A 14900-nucleotide genomic window follows, 5' to 3' on the forward strand; every position below is an offset into this window, starting at 1 on the left:
CCCGCCTGCGCGCGGGGCCGCGACCGGTCAAGGCCCCTCGCCGTTCACAGGAATGTCACGGCCACCCACTAGGCTGGACGCCAAATGACGAAGCACATTGTCTGGGATTGGAACGGCACGCTGTTCCACGACATCGACGCCGTGGTCGGGGCCACCAACGAGGTCTTCAAGCCATACGCGCTGCCCGCGCTGACCGCCGACGGCTTCCGAGCCGTCTACACGCGGCCCATCTGGGTCGCCTACGAGCGCCTGCTGGGCCGTCCGCTCGCCGACGGTGAGTGGGAGCTGCTGGACAACGGGTTCCACGAGCACTACTACCGGCTGAGCGACGCCTGCGGGCTGGCCGCCGACGCCGAGCTCGTGCTCACCGGCTGGACCGGCAGCCAGTCGCTCTGCTCGATGGCGCCGCACGCGCACCTGGTGCCCAAGGTCGACTCGTTCGGCATCAGCAGGCACTTCACCAGGATCGACGGGCTGCTCGGCACCACGGGCGGCGAGAAAGCCGCGCACATGACGGCCCACATCCAGGCCATGGGCGTGGACCCGGGCGAGATCCTGGTGATCGGCGACAGTGTGGACGACGGGCTCGCGGCCAAGTATGTGGGGGCCAAGGCCGTGCTCTACACCGGCGGCATGACGACGCGGGCCGAGCTGCAGAGCACCGGGCTGCCGGTGGTCGACACGCTGGCCGACGCCCTGGATTACGCCTAATACCACCGAAATCGCGCACGGGGCGAACGTCGGCCGGGCGCCGCCCGTACCCTTGCAGTGTCCCCCTCAGGAGGCTGCCATTAATCGCCTTGTGCTGTGGAACGTCGACCTGACGCTGGTCGACGTCGCCATCGTGTCCAGAGACGCCTACGCGGAAGCCTTCCGCGCCGTGACCGGCCGGCCGCTGGTCAAACTCGTAGCGCCGATGGGCCGCCCGGACTCCGAGATCGTCTTCGAGACGCTCGCCGTCAACGGGATCCAGTCCGAGGACGATCATCTGCCCCGGTTCCTGTCGGCGCTCGCCGCAGCCTTCGCCGACCGGCGCGGGCGGCTGGCCAAGGAAGGGCGGATGATGCCGGGGGCCAGGGACGCGTTGAAGTCGGTGTCCAGGCTGGACGGCGTGGTGCAGACCGTGCTGACGGGCACGATCAAGAGCAACGCCGTGCACAAGCTGAAGGCGTTCGGCCTCGACAAATACATCGACTTCGAGCTCGGAGGCTACGGCGAGGAGCCCTATCCCAAGGCGACGTTGCTCCAGGTGGCCCAGGGACGGGCCAAGCAGCGCCTGGGGACCGCATTCACGGCGGCCAACACCGTGATGATCGGGGACTCTACGCGGGACGTGCAGGCCGCCAAGATCGGCGGCGCGGCGATGATCGGCGTTGCTTCGGGGCGCTCGATGGCGAGCGAGCTTCGGGAGGCCGGCGCCGACGTCGTCCTGCCGGACCTCTCCAACGCCTCGGAAGTGGTGGCCGCGGTCGCCGGACTCACCTCCCCGGCCCGGCCACAAAGCCGCCCGGCCCCCGCCCCGCCGCGGTAGAGCCTGCCGACCGGCCCGACCCGACACGGCCAACCGGCCCGACCCGACACGGCCAACCGGCCCGACCCGACACGGCCAACCGGCCCGACCCGACACGGCCAACCGGCCCGACCCGACACGGCCAACCGGCCCGACCCGACACGGCCAACCGGCCCGACGGGGCGCGGCCAGCCGGGCCGGAGTGGACGGGCCGGAGTGGACGGGCCGGAGTGGACGGGACCGGGTGACGGGACCGGGTGACGGGACCGGGTGACGGGACCGGGTGACGGGACCGGGTGACGGGACCGGGTGACAGGACGGGGTCAGGGTAGGGCGGTGAGGAAGCGGGAGGCGATGGGGGCGGCCACGGCGGAGCCGGCGCCGGCGCCTTCGACGATCACGGCGAACGCCAGGTCGCCTTTGTAGCCGATGAACCACGAATGCGCGGGTGGTTCCTTGCCGGAGCCGTACTCGGCCGTGCCGGTCTTGCCGGCCGTGCCCGCCGGGAAGCGTACGGCGTGGGCGGTGCCATCCGTGACGACGGCGGGCATGAGCTTGCGCAGTGCGGACACCACGGCGGGCTCCAGGGGCCGGGGCCCAGAGTCCTGCCCGGTCGGCTCCTCACTGACGAGCCGGGGCGGGACCCAGGCGCCGGAGGCGACGGCGGCGGCCACGGAGGCCATGTTGAGCGGGCTCGCCAGCACCCGGCCCTGACCGATCGACGCGGAGGCCAGGTCCGTGTCGTCCTTGGGGTCGGGGAACTCGGCCCGTACGGCGGGCACGCCGGGCGTGATCGCCGTCCCGAAGCCGAAGCTCCTGGCGACCTCGGCCAGCCGCGCACCGCCCAGCGAGGCCACGCTCAGCTCACCGAACGTCGTGTTGCACGAGTGCGCGAACGCCTCCTGGAACGTCAACGTCCCGTAGTCCTTGAAGCCGGCGTTGTGGAACGGGAAGCCGCCGATGTTCTTCTCGGCCGGGCACGCGACCTGCTCCCTCGGCGAGACCCCGCCCGCGACCAGCGCGGAGGCCGTGACGACCTTGAACGTCGACCCCGGCGGATACTTGCCGAGCAACGCCCGGTTGAACCCGCCCGGCTTGTTGACCACGGCCAGGATCTCCCCGGTCGAGGCCCGCAGCGCCACCAGCGAGGCCGGCTTGCGCACGCCCTCCAGAGATGCCGCCCCGGCGCGGTGGACGGCCAGGTCGAGCGTGGTCTTGAGCGGCCGGTTCCCGCCTGCTTCGACGACCGTCTTGATGGGCTGGTCCCCCTGGTAGAGGTCGATTCTGTAGCGGGCGGGGGCCTTGAAGCGGTCGGGGTAGGTCTGCTTGAGGCCCTCGACGAGTTGCTGCACCGAGCCGGGCGCGTCCGGGGTGTTGAGGGGGGTGCCGTCGGCGGCCAGGACCCGCAGCGGGTCGCCCTGCTCCGCGACCACCCGCAACGAGTGGCCCGCCTTGAGCAGGGGGTGCAGGGCGGCCGGGCTCCAGGCGACCTTCCACGTGCGGTCCCGCTCGACGAACCTGAGCTCTCCGTCGTAGTCCCAGTCGAGTTGCCGCCCGCTCAGCCTGGCCTGGAACGTCACGACGCCACCCATGTCCTCGGCCGTGGCCGCGAAAACCCCCGTCGGCGCGTGTCTGCGGAAGGTCGCCTCCGTGACCTTGAGGTCGGCATGGAACCGTCGGTGCCGGGCCTCGAAGTCGGCGGGCGGGTCGGCGACGAGCGCCCGCATCGCCGCATAGTCCTGCGCGGTCCAGGCGGTGAGATACCGGTCGGCCGTCTCCTCCGGCGTGCCCTGCGTACGCAGTGCCCAGATCACGCCGCCCGCCGCGACGGCGGGAACCAAGAGCCCCGCCGTGATCCACAGCCACCTTCGCGACCGCGGCCGTCGTCGTATTGTCCCCGTTTGTGGTGCCATGACCGAGAGGACACCAGAAGCGCGACAGGAGTGTCCAATATTGATATGGCTGCCTCACCCATATAAATCTAGATATAGTTGCTGGTTATGGACCTGGTCCGCCATCTTCGCTACTTCATCGCGGTGGCGGAAGAGCTTCACTTCGGCAACGCCGCGATCCGGCTCGGCATGGCCCAGCCGCCGCTCAGCCAGCGCATCAAGCGCTTGGAAGAGGAGCTCGGCACCCGCCTGTTCGACCGCTCCGCCCGCCAGGTCCGGCTCACCGAGGCGGGCAGGCTGGTGCTCGGCGAGGCCCGCGAGATCGTGGCCAGGGTGGACCGCCTGCACGAGCTGGCCAGGCACGGCGAGGACACGGTGCTGAAGGTCGGCGTCCCGCCCGACCTGGCCGCCGCCGTGATCGCCGCCCTGGTCGCGGACTTCCGCGAGACCCATCCCGAGGTACGCCTCGCGCCCACCGAGATCTGGACCGCCGACCAGGTGACCGCGCTGGCCGAGGGCATGATCGACGTCGGGCTCGTCCGGCATCCGGTGACCGCGCCGGGACTGCGCTTCGGCGATCCGCTCGTCCAGGTGCAGGGCGTGCTGCTGGCCGCCGGTGACCCGCTGGCCGGCGTGGGCGAGGTGCACCTGGCCGACCTGGCCGGGCGGGAGCTGCTGATGCCGCCCAAGGACGGCGAGCCCGGCATGTACGCCGAGACGCTGGCGGAGTGCCGCCGCCACGGCTATGTCCCCCCGCAGGTGCACCAGGGCGCCGGGCTCGGGCTGGTGCTGGCGGGTGCGGCGGTGGCGTTCGCGCCGAAGGCCGAGGTTCCGGGGCTGGCGTGGCGGCCGCTGCTAGGCTCGCCGATCGCCTACCGGGTCTCCACGGCCTGGCGGGTGGCCACGGGCCCGATCGACGATTTCTCGGCCGTGGCCGTACGGACGTTGAAGGAGAGCGCCGGGATGACGGACGAAGGCGCCGTGCCCGCGCGGCGGGTCAGCCGCAGGCCGGGGATGCTGGCATGAGCGAGCCTGACTTCGAGACGCTGTTCCGGATGGCGGGCGTCGCCGGCTGGCTGTACGCGGCCGACATCGACTCCGGGCGGGAAATCGACCACGGGGCCGACGAGCCGTTGCCCACGGCGTCGATGTTCAAGGTGCCGCTGCTGGTCGAGTTCTGCCGGCAGGCCGACGCCGGGCTGCTCGACCCGACGAGCCGGGTGACGGTGACGGCCGGCGACCGGGTGGCAGGGCCGACGGGCATCTCGGCGATGCTCGACGACGTGACGATCTCGCTACGCGACCTGGCGTACCTGATGATCGCGGTGAGCGACAACAGCTCGGCCGACGTGCTGCTCGGGCGGGTCGGGATGGACGCGGTCAACGCCATGCTGGCGCGCCACGGGCTGACGGCGACCCGCGTGACGCAGAGCGCCAAGGAGCTCAACGAGAGCATGCGAAAGGACACCGGGCACGGGTGGCCGTACCTGGATCCGGACGAGGTGGCCCGGCTCAGCGCGCTGGACCCGGCGCGGGCGAACCGCAGCACGCCGCGGGAGATGGCCCGGCTGTTCGGGCTGATCTGGCGGGACGAGGCGGCCTCGGTTGCCTCCTGCGCCTGGATGCGTACCGTTCTGAACATGCAAGTGTGGCCGCACCGGCTGGCCTCCGGCTTCCCGTACGACGACGTCGCGGTCAGCGGCAAGACGGGCACGCTGCCGACGCTGCGCACCGAATCCGGCGTCGTCGAATATCCCGACGGCAGGCGCTACGCGGTGGCGGTCTTCACCCGTTCCTTCAGCACCGCGCTCAACCAGCCGCGTGCCGACGCCGTCATCGGCACGGCCGCGCGTATGGCGGTGGACCACCTACGGAGATAGTCAGTTGTGTGGGGGGTACAGGTATGTCCTCCCACTGATCGGGCGACAGGATGGGCACATGGTTGCTGAGGGCGAGCTTCTCTGGGAGCCGAGCGAAGAGGTGGTCGAAAGGGCCCGGCTGACCCGCTACCTGGAGTGGCTGGGACGGCGGGAGGAGTCCTACGAGGACGTGTGGCGGTGGTCGGTCGACCAGCCGGCTGCGTTCTGGACGTCGATCTGGGACTACTTCGACGTCATCGGGGAGCGCGGCGGCGGCCCGGTGTTGTCCGGCACCATGCCTGAGGCCCGGTGGTTCGCCGGGAGCTCGCTCAACTACGCCGAGAACGCCTTGCGCGGGACCGAGGGCACCGCGCTGGTCTTCGTCTCCGAGGACGGCGCCCGCCAGGAGCTGAGCCGCGCCGAGCTGCGTGAGGAGGTCGCCCGCGTGCGGGCCGGGCTGCTCAGGCTCGGCGTGCAACGGGGCGACCGGGTCGCCGGCTACCTGCCGAACATCCCGCAGGCTCTGATCGCCTTCCTGGCCACCGCCTCGCTGGGCGCCATCTGGTCGGCCGGCTCGCCCGACTTCGGGGTGCCGAGCATCGTCGACCGGTTCAAGCAGATCGCGCCGAAGGTGCTGATCGCGGTCGACGGCTACCACTACAACGGCAAGAGCTACGACCGCTCGGCCGCGGTCAACGAGATCGCCGCCGAGTTGCCCTCGCTGCGTGCCACCGTGTGGATCCCTTACCTGGCGGCAGCCGACGAGGGCCGCGCGCCGCAGCAGGCCGAGCCCACTCCGGCACACACCCAGGAGATGCCGCACGGCGAGGTGATCGGCTGGGAGGGACTGCGGGCCGAGCTTGGGCCGCTGGAGTTCGAGCGGGTGCCGTTCGATCATCCCCTGTGGATCCTCTACTCCAGCGGCACGACCGGGTTGCCGAAGCCGATCGTGCACGGCCACGGCGGGGTGGTCCTGGAACATCTCAAGTCGCTCGCCTTCCACCAGGACCTGGGCGAGGGCGATGTGTTCTTCTGGTACACCACCACGGGCTGGATGATGTGGAACTACCTCATCGGCGCCCTGCTGGTGGGGGCCACGCCGGTCCTGTACGACGGCTCGGCCACCCATCCGTCGCCGGCCGCGCTGTGGCGGATCGCCGATTCTGAGGACGTGACGTACTTCGGAGTCGGGGCGCCGTACATCATGGCCTCGCTGAAGAGCGGCGTGCGGCCGTCCGGGCTGGAGCGGCTGCGCGGGGTGGGGTCGACCGGGTCCCCGCTGCCGCCGGAGGGGTTCGCGTGGGTGGCGGCCGAGCTGCCCGGGATCCCGATCGGATCGTTCTCCGGCGGCACGGACGTGTGTACGGGCTTCGTCGGGGCGACCATGCTCCACCCGATCAGGGCGGGGATCATCCCGTGCCGGTCGCTGGGCGCGAAGGTGGAGTCGTACGACCCCTCGGGCAAGCCGGTCGTCGGCGAGGTCGGCGAGCTGGTGCTGACGCAGCCGATGCCGTCGATGCCGGTGATGTTCTGGAACGACCCCGGCGGCGAGCGCTACACCGAGAGTTACTTCGACGTCTATCCGGGCGTGTGGCGGCACGGCGATTGGATCAAGATCAACGAGGACGGCAGCTGCGTGATCTACGGGCGCTCCGACTCGACGCTCAACCGGGGCGGCGTCCGGATGGGCACCAGCGAGTTCTACCGCGTCGTCGAGCGGTTCGAGGCGATCGCCGACAGCCTGGTGATCGACACCGGCCAGCTCGGGCAGGAAGGGCGGCTGCTCCTGTACGTGACGCTCGCCGAGGGCGCCGAGCTCACCGAGTCGCTGGAACGCGAGCTCTGCACGGCCCTGCGCGAGGAGCTGTCACCCCGGCACGTGCCGAACGAGATCCGCGTGGTGCCCGGCATCCCCCGCACCCTGTCGGGGAAGAAGCTGGAGGTGCCGGTACGCAAGATCCTGCTCGGCACGCCGGTGGAGGAGGCCGCCAATCCCGACGCCATGGCCAACCCCGAAGTGCTGCAACACTTCAGGCCGCGGCAATGAGCGGCAGGTGATCGGTCGCCCGCACGCCGCCGTCCACGCCATAGCCGACGCGCTTGGCGGCCAGGTCGTATACCCAGCGGGCGACGATCATTTAGCACAAAGCCACGATAATTCAACCTCTTGATCACTTTTGGCTTCTGCGGTCATGGTGGGGTAGACCCATGATCGACAGGAGCTCGCGCATGAACAGGTACAGCCGTCGAGGATTCCTCACAGCGACGCTGGTCGCGGGCTCGGCCGCCGCGATACCGGGCTGGGCGGGGACGGGAACGGCGGCTGCCGCGAGCACCCCGTTCACCCTCGGGGTGGCGTCGGGCGATCCGGCGCCCGACGGGGTCGTGTTATGGACCAGGCTGGCTCCTGAGCCGCTCGCCGTGGACGGCCGCGGCGGTATGCCAGAGCAGGCCGTACAGGTGCAGTGGCAGGTCGCCGCCGATGACCGGTTCCGGCGTGTCGTTCGCGAGGGGATCAGCCTGGCCAGACCGGAGCGTGGGCACACCGTGCACGTTGAGCTGCACGGCCTGCGTCCCGGCAGGGAATACTTCTATCGGTTCCGCGCGGGCGGCGAGATCAGCCCGGTCGGCCGGACCAAGACCGCGCCTGCGCCGGGGGCTGACCTGAGCGCCCTGGCCTTCGCCTTCGTCTCCTGTCAGTGCTGGTACGAGGGCTTCTACACCGCCTACCGGCACCTGGCCCAGGAGGACCTGGACGTGGTCCTCCACCTCGGCGACTACATCTACGAGTACGGCGTGGGCGCCACCGGCGGGGTGCGCGGGGTCAGCCTGCCCGAGCAGTACCTGAAGGAGACCTTCACCCTGACGGAGTACCGCAACCGGCACGCCCTCTACCGGACCGACCCTGACCTGCAGGCCGCGCACGCGGCGTTCCCCTGGATGGTGACGGTCGACGACCACGACGTGGAGAACAACTGGGCCAAGGACATCTCCCAGGTCGACACCGAGCCCGACCAGGACCCGCAGGTCTTCCTGCAACGGCGGGCCGCCGCCTTCCAGGCGTACTACGAGCACCTGCCGCTGCGCCGCGCCTCCATGCCCGGAGGGCCTGACATGCGGCTCTATCGGCGCGCGTCCTTCGGCAGGCTGGCGACCTTCAACGTGCTCGACACCCGCCAGTATCGCGACGACCAGGCATGCGGCGACGGATTGGACGTCGGATGCGCGGACCGGCTGGACCCGAACCGGACGATGCTGGGCGCCAGGCAGGAGGAGTGGCTGCTCGGCGGCCTCGCGCGCTCGCGTACGACGTGGAACGTGCTGGCGCAGCAACTGCTCATGGCGCCGCTCGATCACGACGCCAGTCCTGACGTGCAGGCCTTCGGCATGGATCTGTGGGACGGCTACGCATCCGCCCGCGCCCGGCTGCTGTCGGGGATGGTGGAGCACAACGTGCGCAATCCGGTGGTGCTGTCCGGTGACATCCACCGCAGCCTGGCGGCTGAGCTCAGGCCCGACTTCGACGACCCGAACTCTCCGGTCATGGGCGTGGAGTTCGCCGGGACCTCGATCGCCTCCGGTAAGGACGGCGCCGACCAGGACGGGCTCGGGCAGACGTTCCTCGCCGCCAATCCGCACCTGAAGTTCCACAACGTTCAGCGTGGCTACGTGCGCGCCACGGCGACTCCGGAGACGTTGACCGTCGACTACCGGATCGTGCCCTACGTCACGCGGCCGGGAGCGCCCATCTCGACTCGTGCGACGTTCGCGGTGGAGGCGGGCAACCCCGGCCTGCACCAGACGGCGGACAACCCGCCGATCGGCGTTCGGACCATTCCGGACGTGGCCGGCGAGCTGGACCATCTCGCCGAGCAACCGCAACGCTGACCCCGTCGGGCCGGCAGGTGGGACGGCGTGCTTCCGAGCCTGCGCCTCCCACCGGCTGGCCTCGAGGGAGAAGACCTCCTCTCCGGCGTAGGATTCTGGTTTTACCGGTCAAACCAGAGGAGGATAGATCATGCCCGTACTTGCGGGACGCTCCGCGTTGATCACCGGTGGCGCAGGAGACATCGGTGCCGCGATGGCCGCCGAGCTGACTCGCAGGGGAGCTCGCGTGACGCTCCTCGACGTGAAGTCGCCGGCCGAGGCCCGCCCGTGGATCGCCACCGCATCCGCGCACGGCAAGGTGGGCTATGTGCAGGCCGACGTGCGCGATCGGACGTCCCTGGACGCCGCCGTCGACGAGGTCGGACATCTCGATATCGCCATCGCCAACGCCGGCGTCGTCAAATCCGCCCCGTTCCTGGAGATCTCTGTCGAGGATTGGGAACAACAGCTGGCGATCAATCTCACCGGCTGCTTCCACACGGCCCAGGCGTCCGCACGGCGCATGGTGGCCCAAGGATCTGGCGGGCGCATCGTGCTGACGGGATCCTGGGTCGGCACGGTGCCGTGGCCGGAGATCGCGGCCTACAGCGCGTCGAAGGCCGGCGTGGCGATGCTCGCCCGGTCGATGGCCAAGGAGCTGGCACCGCACGGCATCCTCGTCAACGCCCTCGCGCCGGGAATTGTGGCCGCGGGGCTGGCCAAGTGGCAGTTCGACAACGAGCCCGCCTACGCCGCGCGGGCCGCCCAGGCGATTCCGCTGGGAGTTCCGCAATCCGCCGAGCAGGTGGCCAGGGTGGCCGCGTTCCTGTGCTCACCCGACGCCGACTACATCACCGGCACGACCCTGCTGGCCGACGGCGGCTGCTCGCTGTTCAACCAGGACTGACCAGGTCGGTGGCGGTTGGAGATGACCCTAGCGCTGACGGGAGTTGGGCTCCAGCCGCAGCAGGTCGTCGTCAGGGCCGTCGAGCGCGGTCAGCACCGATTCGATGATGCCGTCCAGTGACACACCCGGCCCCATCAGCCGGGTGAGCTCGCGGCGGGCGAGCGTGTCGAGCCCCTTGTCGAGGTCTTCGCCGTAGTGGTAGTGAGCAACTGACAGGTGCCCCTCCATGGCGCGGCGAGCCCGTTCGGTGTCGCGGTCGGCGATCGCCGCGAGGATGTCGTCGTGGTATGGAGCGCCCTCTCGGACGATCGTGGGGTCGGCGAGGCTGCGCAGCATGTATTCGAAGGTGAGCCCAGCGATCGACAGGAACATCACCTCCAGCACGGAGTTGCGGGCGGCCCGCGCGATGAGGATGTGGAAGGCGATGTCGGCGCGGGCCTTCTCGACGACATTCCCGGCCATCTCGAAGGCGCTCAGCATCTTGCGCAGCGCGGTCAGATCGTCCTCGGTCGCGTTTCGCGCGGCCAGCACGGCGGCGTGGGTCTCCAGCATGATCCGCGCGTCGGTCACCTCACGCGGGGTGGCGTTGCGCCGGCGGTAATAGGCCTCCAGCGGGCGGATGCTGTCGACGCTGCTCGGCTCGCGGACGAACGTGCCGCGCCCGGGAATGACCCGGACCAGCCCACGCTCCTGTAGTTCCTTGATGACTTCGCGGACGGAGGGGCGGCTGAGCCCGAAACGCTGGGCAAGCAGTCGCTCGGAGGGAAGCCGGCTTCCCGGGCTGATCTTCCCGGTGAGCAGGGCGTCCTCGAGATAGGTGGACAGCATGTCACGCGGAACGGCGTCAATCGTCACCGGTGATCCTCCCCGACAGCACCCCGCGCGGTCAGACCGGATGCTATGTCCCGCCCTCGCCGGAGGCAAACGTCCCTGATCATGGTAGCCGACGGTAGGTCATGCGGACGGTGACGTCGTCGGCCGTGGCCAGCTGGATCCACCCGTCGGCGGGCGGCACCGCGCGGCCGTCGACGGTGATCTCGGTGGGCCGCTCCGCGGCCCCCTCGGGAAGGGGCAGGCTCAGGGAGAGCCGGTCCGGTGCCGGGTGGGCGCCGCCGTGGCGGGTGTAGCGGACGGTGACCGTGATCACGTCCATGTGCTCGGTCGTGACGTGCAGGCTGACCGGCCCGAAGCGGGTGGCGCTGCGCTCCAGCTCGATGGTCTGACCGGCCCCGAACCACCCAGCCGGTACGGCGGGCAGCAGTTCGAGTGTGTCGTCCCGCTCGAACAGCAGCAGATGCCTGACCAGCCGCACGAATTCGGCCGAGGCCCAGTTGTGCGGCATATCTCCCCACAGCTGCCCGTTGCCGGTGGCGGTCAGCGACTGCTCCTCCCGCCAGACGCGGGTGGGCGCGGCATGGTTGGCGAAGGCGTAGAGGTAGTCGACCGCCTTGTCGGCACGGCCCGCGTACAGCCACGCGTGCGCGGCGAACGAGGCGGCGTAGGGCCAGACGGCGCGGTAGGGCAGCCAGCCGGTCTCGGCGGGAATCCCCTGCTCGTCATCGAGCGCGTCGAACAGCGCCAGCAGGTCGGTGACCACGGGGTCGCCGGGCTCGAACACCTCGCCCGGCCAGATGGCCTGGCACAGCGCCCACGTGGCGCTGCCGGGCCGGATCCGATGCCATGCGGCCACGTCGGCCTCGACGGGACCCGCGTGGTAGTGATGCGAGCCGCTCTCCGGGTGGATCATGGGCAGGTACGCGAGTCCTTCCTCGCGGTGTCGGCGGGCCGCCTTGTCGAAGTTGACGCGCAGCTGGAGGTACTGCGCGTGAATCGCGTCGCGATCGGATGCGCGGCCGAGCATCGTCGCTCCCCTGACCGCGGCGCGCAGCCCCGCGAGCGTCCACAGCGTGGTGGTGTACTCCGCCCGTACGCCTGCCACTCCTCCGTCGGCGAACGCCGGCGGCATCAGGCCGTGCAGCGGGTGACCGATGGGCAACGCGTCGGCCTGGCGGCGCAGGTCGGCGATGTGGTCGATGGCGCGCAGCACCACCGGCCAGTGCGAGCTGAGCGCGCCGCGCGGGTCGGCGCTGAGCTCTGACTGCCGCACCAGCGTGGCGATCGCGATCGCGGTCTCCTTGATGTGCGGTGCCAGCTCCAACCCGGTGATGGAGCCGTCGGGTCTGACCCGGCGCAGGAGCACCCGCACACCGGCGTCGGCGTCGGCGGCGAAGCCGAGGTAGCGGGCCGCCTCCAGGATGAAATGGCCGTCGACGATCCACAAGCCGCGGTAGACCGTGGCGCCGACCTGCGGCACCGGCAGCCCGTCGCGGATCTCCCGCGCCTGCAGGAGGTTGCGCACGCAGGCCACCAGCAGGTCCTGCACGGCCGGATCGGGCACGGTGATCGGCAGCCGTAGCGCTGGAAGCTCGTCCCAGAAGGCGCGGGCACGGGTCAGGGCGGCCTCGGCCCAGGCCAGGTCCGCGATGGCGGGCGTCTCGGCCACGGCCGGCTGCGGCAGGACCAGTGCCCCGCCGATCCGCCCGCCTGGTCGCAGGATCTCGGGGGTGACGTCGAGACCGGTGGCGGGGTGGAATCCGGTCGGGTGGGAGAGATGGAGCCGTTGCGGCCGGTGGATCAGGGCGACAGGGCCGAGCGGCGTGCCGTCTTGTTCGGCGGTGTCGTCCACCCAGATCGGCTGGGCAGGAGCCTGCTCGGGCGCCACCGAGTAGGCGACGTGGAACGGTGTCGTGCCACCCGTCAGCACCGCGTCGCGGTCGTGGTGGTCGATGTGCAGTCCGGTGAGCACCTCGCCGTCGTCGCCGATGTGCGTCAGCTCCCACATCACGACATCGGCGCGGAAGCCGTCGTGCTCGTGGGCGAAGGCGGTCAGCGTGAGCTCCAGCCGGGGGTAGCGCATGGTGGTGACCACGATGGGGCGTGCGGCGGACTCGGTGCACTGGGTCACCGACACGGGCCGGTCGGCGGTCTGGGCGGAGAACTCCACGACGGTGGCGAAGTGCCAGGCCGCGAGGTGCGTCTGTGTGAAGCCGTAGAGCAGGGCACCGTCCTCGCGGACCAGGGTCTTGTGCGGGTCGTCGGGCAGGCAGATCGCTGTCCAGCGCGACGGGGGCGCGAACCGGAAGTCGATGGCGTGGGACACGTACGGAGCCTTCCTTCTAAGGGTCAGCCCTTGACGGCGCCCTGCAGCATGCCGCGGATCACATGGCGTTGCAGGAAAAGGTAGACGAGGACGACGGGGACGGTGACGATGAGGGCCCCGGCCGACAGGCCGGCGACGTCGGTGGTGCGCTGGCCGACGAACAGGCCGAGGCCGGCGGGTGCGGTACGGACGGCCGGATCCTGCAGCAGCACCAGCGACAGCAGGAACTCGTTCCAGCTCCAGACGAAGAACAGGACCATGAGCGTGGTGACGGCGGGCCGGGCGACAGGCAGCAAGATACGGAACAGGACCGTGAAGGAGTTGGCGCCGTCCATGCGGGCCGCCTCGATCAGGGCGCGGGGCGTGGAAAGGAAGAAGGCCCGCATCCAGAACGTGCCGAACGACACCGACAACCCTATCTCGGGCAGCATCAGGCCCAGGTAGTTGTCGGTGAGACCGAACTGGCGCAGGTCGTAGTAGAGCGGCACGACGGTGGCCTCGTACGGCATGACGATGCCGATCAGCATCACGTAGAACAGCGGGGTGCTGCCGCGGAACCGCATGGTGCCGAAGGCGTACCCGGTCATGATCGACAGCACCGTCGCGACCGGGACCACCACCACCGCGACGATCACGCTCGAGGTGATGAGGTCGCCGAAGGAGCCGGTGGTCCACGCCCGCGCGAAGTTGCCCCACTGCGGATCGTCTGGCCAGCTCAGGCCGGTGACCGGCGCCCCCTGGGGCTGCAGGGCGACCGAGAGGATGCTGAACAGGGGGAGCAATACGGCAAGGGCGAACAGGCACAGGAAGGCGTAGGCGCCGAGCCGTTCGAAACGGGCGTTCACAGCTTCTCCCGCAGCAACCGGGTGATCAACAGGACCACGGTGAAGATGAGCACGGTGAGCATCACGGCGACCGCACACGCTTCGCCCACGGCCCCCTGGCGGAAGGCCAGCTTGTAGATCTCGAAGCCGGGGACGTTGGTGGCGTTGCCCGGGCCGCCACCGGTGGTGACGTAGACCAGGTCGAAGGAGCGCAGCGCGGCGATCGTGGTGAGCGTGAGCCCCACGGCCATCTCCTGCTTGAGTCCTGGCAAGGTCACCGCGAAGAACTCCCTGACCGGTCCGGCTCCGTCGACGCGGGCCGCCTCGTACAGACTGGCGTCAATCTTGCTGATGCCGGCCAGGAACAACACCATGCACAGCCCGGACATCACCCAGGTGCCGACCAGCCCGAGCGCGGGCAGCGCCCAGGTGAAGTCGCCCAGCCAGGCGCGGGCCAGCCCGTCCAGGCCGACCGCGGACAGCAGCTGGTTGATGGTCCCCTCGTCGGCGTACATCCACCGCCACGCGATGCCGACCACCACCGCGGTCACCACCTGGGGCAGGAAGATCACGGTGCGGAAGAAGCCCAGCCCGCGCAGCCGGAACCGCGACAGTACCGAGGCCAGCACCAGTCCCAGGCCGACGGGCAGCGCGGCGAAGAAGAACAGAAACACCATCGAGTGGCTGAAAGCGGTGCGGACGTCGGGATCGGCCAGCTGCTCGGTGTAGTTGTCCAGCCCGGTCCAGGTGCCGAGGGTGATGCCGTCCCAGTCGTACAGCGACAGCCAGGCGGTGTGCCCCAGCGGCACCAGAACGAACAGCGCGAAGACCAGGAAACCGGGCAGGATGTACAGGTAGGCGACTCTGGAGTTGGCCCTCAT

The 14900-nt window shown here is 70.2% G+C and carries 12 protein-coding genes; 7 read left to right on the forward strand and 5 right to left on the reverse strand.

What is annotated here, in order from left to right; translation table 11 throughout:
- The first annotated feature begins 84 nt into the window (after window positions 1–84).
- Together OHA25_RS58335 and OHA25_RS58340 are read left to right on the forward strand one after the other, a co-directional pair.
- Complete coding sequence (locus tag OHA25_RS58335) at window positions 85–711, forward strand: HAD family hydrolase (protein ID WP_327585358.1); 627 nt, start codon at window positions 85–87, stop codon at window positions 709–711.
- A gap of 91 nt (window positions 712–802) precedes the next feature.
- Entirely contained in the window at window positions 803–1531 is a 729-nt protein-coding gene (locus tag OHA25_RS58340) for an HAD family hydrolase (protein WP_327585359.1), read from the forward strand.
- A 302-nt stretch (window positions 1532–1833) separates the two neighbouring features.
- Here OHA25_RS58340 and OHA25_RS58345 read toward each other — a convergent pair whose 3' ends face one another.
- Window positions 1834–3351 carry a penicillin-binding transpeptidase domain-containing protein gene (locus OHA25_RS58345; RefSeq protein ID WP_327585360.1) on the reverse strand — a complete coding sequence of 506 codons (1518 nt, stop codon included), beginning with the start codon at window positions 3349–3351 and terminating at the stop codon, window positions 1834–1836.
- Between the two features lie 159 nt (window positions 3352–3510).
- On the opposite strand from OHA25_RS58345, the gene OHA25_RS58350 reads away from it, so the two are divergent.
- From OHA25_RS58350 to OHA25_RS58370, 5 genes are all read left to right on the forward strand, one after another.
- The gene (locus tag OHA25_RS58350) at window positions 3511–4428 is read left to right on the forward strand and encodes a LysR family transcriptional regulator (RefSeq protein ID WP_327585361.1); all 918 of its coding nucleotides are present in this window, start codon (window positions 3511–3513) and stop codon (window positions 4426–4428) included.
- Entirely contained in the window at window positions 4425–5282 is an 858-nt protein-coding gene (locus tag OHA25_RS58355; RefSeq protein ID WP_327585362.1) for a serine hydrolase, read from the forward strand. Before OHA25_RS58350 ends, OHA25_RS58355 begins: the two co-directional genes overlap by 4 nt.
- Before the next feature lie 58 nt (window positions 5283–5340).
- Window positions 5341–7308 carry an acetoacetate--CoA ligase gene (locus OHA25_RS58360; protein ID WP_327585363.1) on the forward strand — a complete coding sequence of 656 codons (1968 nt, stop codon included), beginning with the start codon at window positions 5341–5343 and terminating at the stop codon, window positions 7306–7308.
- 182 nt (window positions 7309–7490) lie between these two features.
- The gene (locus OHA25_RS58365) at window positions 7491–9149 is read left to right on the forward strand and encodes an alkaline phosphatase D family protein (protein ID WP_327585364.1); all 1659 of its coding nucleotides are present in this window, start codon (window positions 7491–7493) and stop codon (window positions 9147–9149) included.
- Between the two features lie 130 nt (window positions 9150–9279).
- Complete coding sequence (locus OHA25_RS58370) at window positions 9280–10035, forward strand: SDR family NAD(P)-dependent oxidoreductase (RefSeq protein WP_327585365.1); 756 nt, start codon at window positions 9280–9282, stop codon at window positions 10033–10035.
- A 27-nt stretch (window positions 10036–10062) separates the two neighbouring features.
- On the opposite strand, the gene OHA25_RS58375 is transcribed toward OHA25_RS58370, so the two are convergent.
- From OHA25_RS58375 to OHA25_RS58390, 4 genes are all read right to left on the reverse strand, one after another.
- Window positions 10063–10890, reverse strand: a complete 828-nt coding sequence (locus OHA25_RS58375) for a FadR/GntR family transcriptional regulator (RefSeq protein ID WP_305919261.1) — start codon at window positions 10888–10890, stop codon at window positions 10063–10065.
- A 79-nt stretch (window positions 10891–10969) separates the two neighbouring features.
- The gene (locus OHA25_RS58380) at window positions 10970–13195 is read right to left on the reverse strand and encodes a hypothetical protein (protein ID WP_327585366.1); all 2226 of its coding nucleotides are present in this window, start codon (window positions 13193–13195) and stop codon (window positions 10970–10972) included.
- Window positions 13196–13218: 23 nt separating this feature from the next.
- Window positions 13219–14040 (reverse strand): carbohydrate ABC transporter permease, encoded by an 822-nt coding sequence (locus OHA25_RS58385; protein ID WP_327585367.1) that lies wholly within the window; start codon window positions 14038–14040, stop codon window positions 13219–13221.
- Window positions 14037–14900: a carbohydrate ABC transporter permease gene (locus tag OHA25_RS58390; RefSeq protein WP_127933608.1), complete on the reverse strand. Its 864-nt coding sequence runs from the start codon at window positions 14898–14900 to the stop codon at window positions 14037–14039. The genes OHA25_RS58385 and OHA25_RS58390 overlap by 4 nt, the downstream gene beginning before the upstream one ends.

The sequence above is a fragment of the Nonomuraea sp. NBC_00507 genome, assembly GCF_036013525.1.
Taxonomy (GTDB): domain Bacteria; phylum Actinomycetota; class Actinomycetes; order Streptosporangiales; family Streptosporangiaceae; genus Nonomuraea.

Bases quoted from the DNA above. Each gene is read 5' to 3' on its own strand.
- OHA25_RS58365 (WP_327585364.1), top strand. From the start codon at position 7,491: ATGAACAGGTACAGCCGTCGAGGATTCCTCACAGCGACGCTGGTCGCG.
- OHA25_RS58360 (WP_327585363.1), top strand. From the start codon at position 5,341: ATGGTTGCTGAGGGCGAGCTTCTCTGGGAGCCGAGCGAAGAGGTGGTC.
- OHA25_RS58370 (WP_327585365.1), top strand. From the start codon at position 9,280: ATGCCCGTACTTGCGGGACGCTCCGCGTTGATCACCGGTGGCGCAGGA.
- OHA25_RS58335 (WP_327585358.1), top strand. From the start codon at position 85: ATGACGAAGCACATTGTCTGGGATTGGAACGGCACGCTGTTCCACGAC.
- OHA25_RS58390 (WP_127933608.1), bottom strand. From the start codon at position 14,900: ATGAGGGCCAACTCCAGAGTCGCCTACCTGTACATCCTGCCCGGTTTC.
- OHA25_RS58355 (WP_327585362.1), top strand. From the start codon at position 4,425: ATGAGCGAGCCTGACTTCGAGACGCTGTTCCGGATGGCGGGCGTCGCC.
- OHA25_RS58350 (WP_327585361.1), top strand. From the start codon at position 3,511: ATGGACCTGGTCCGCCATCTTCGCTACTTCATCGCGGTGGCGGAAGAG.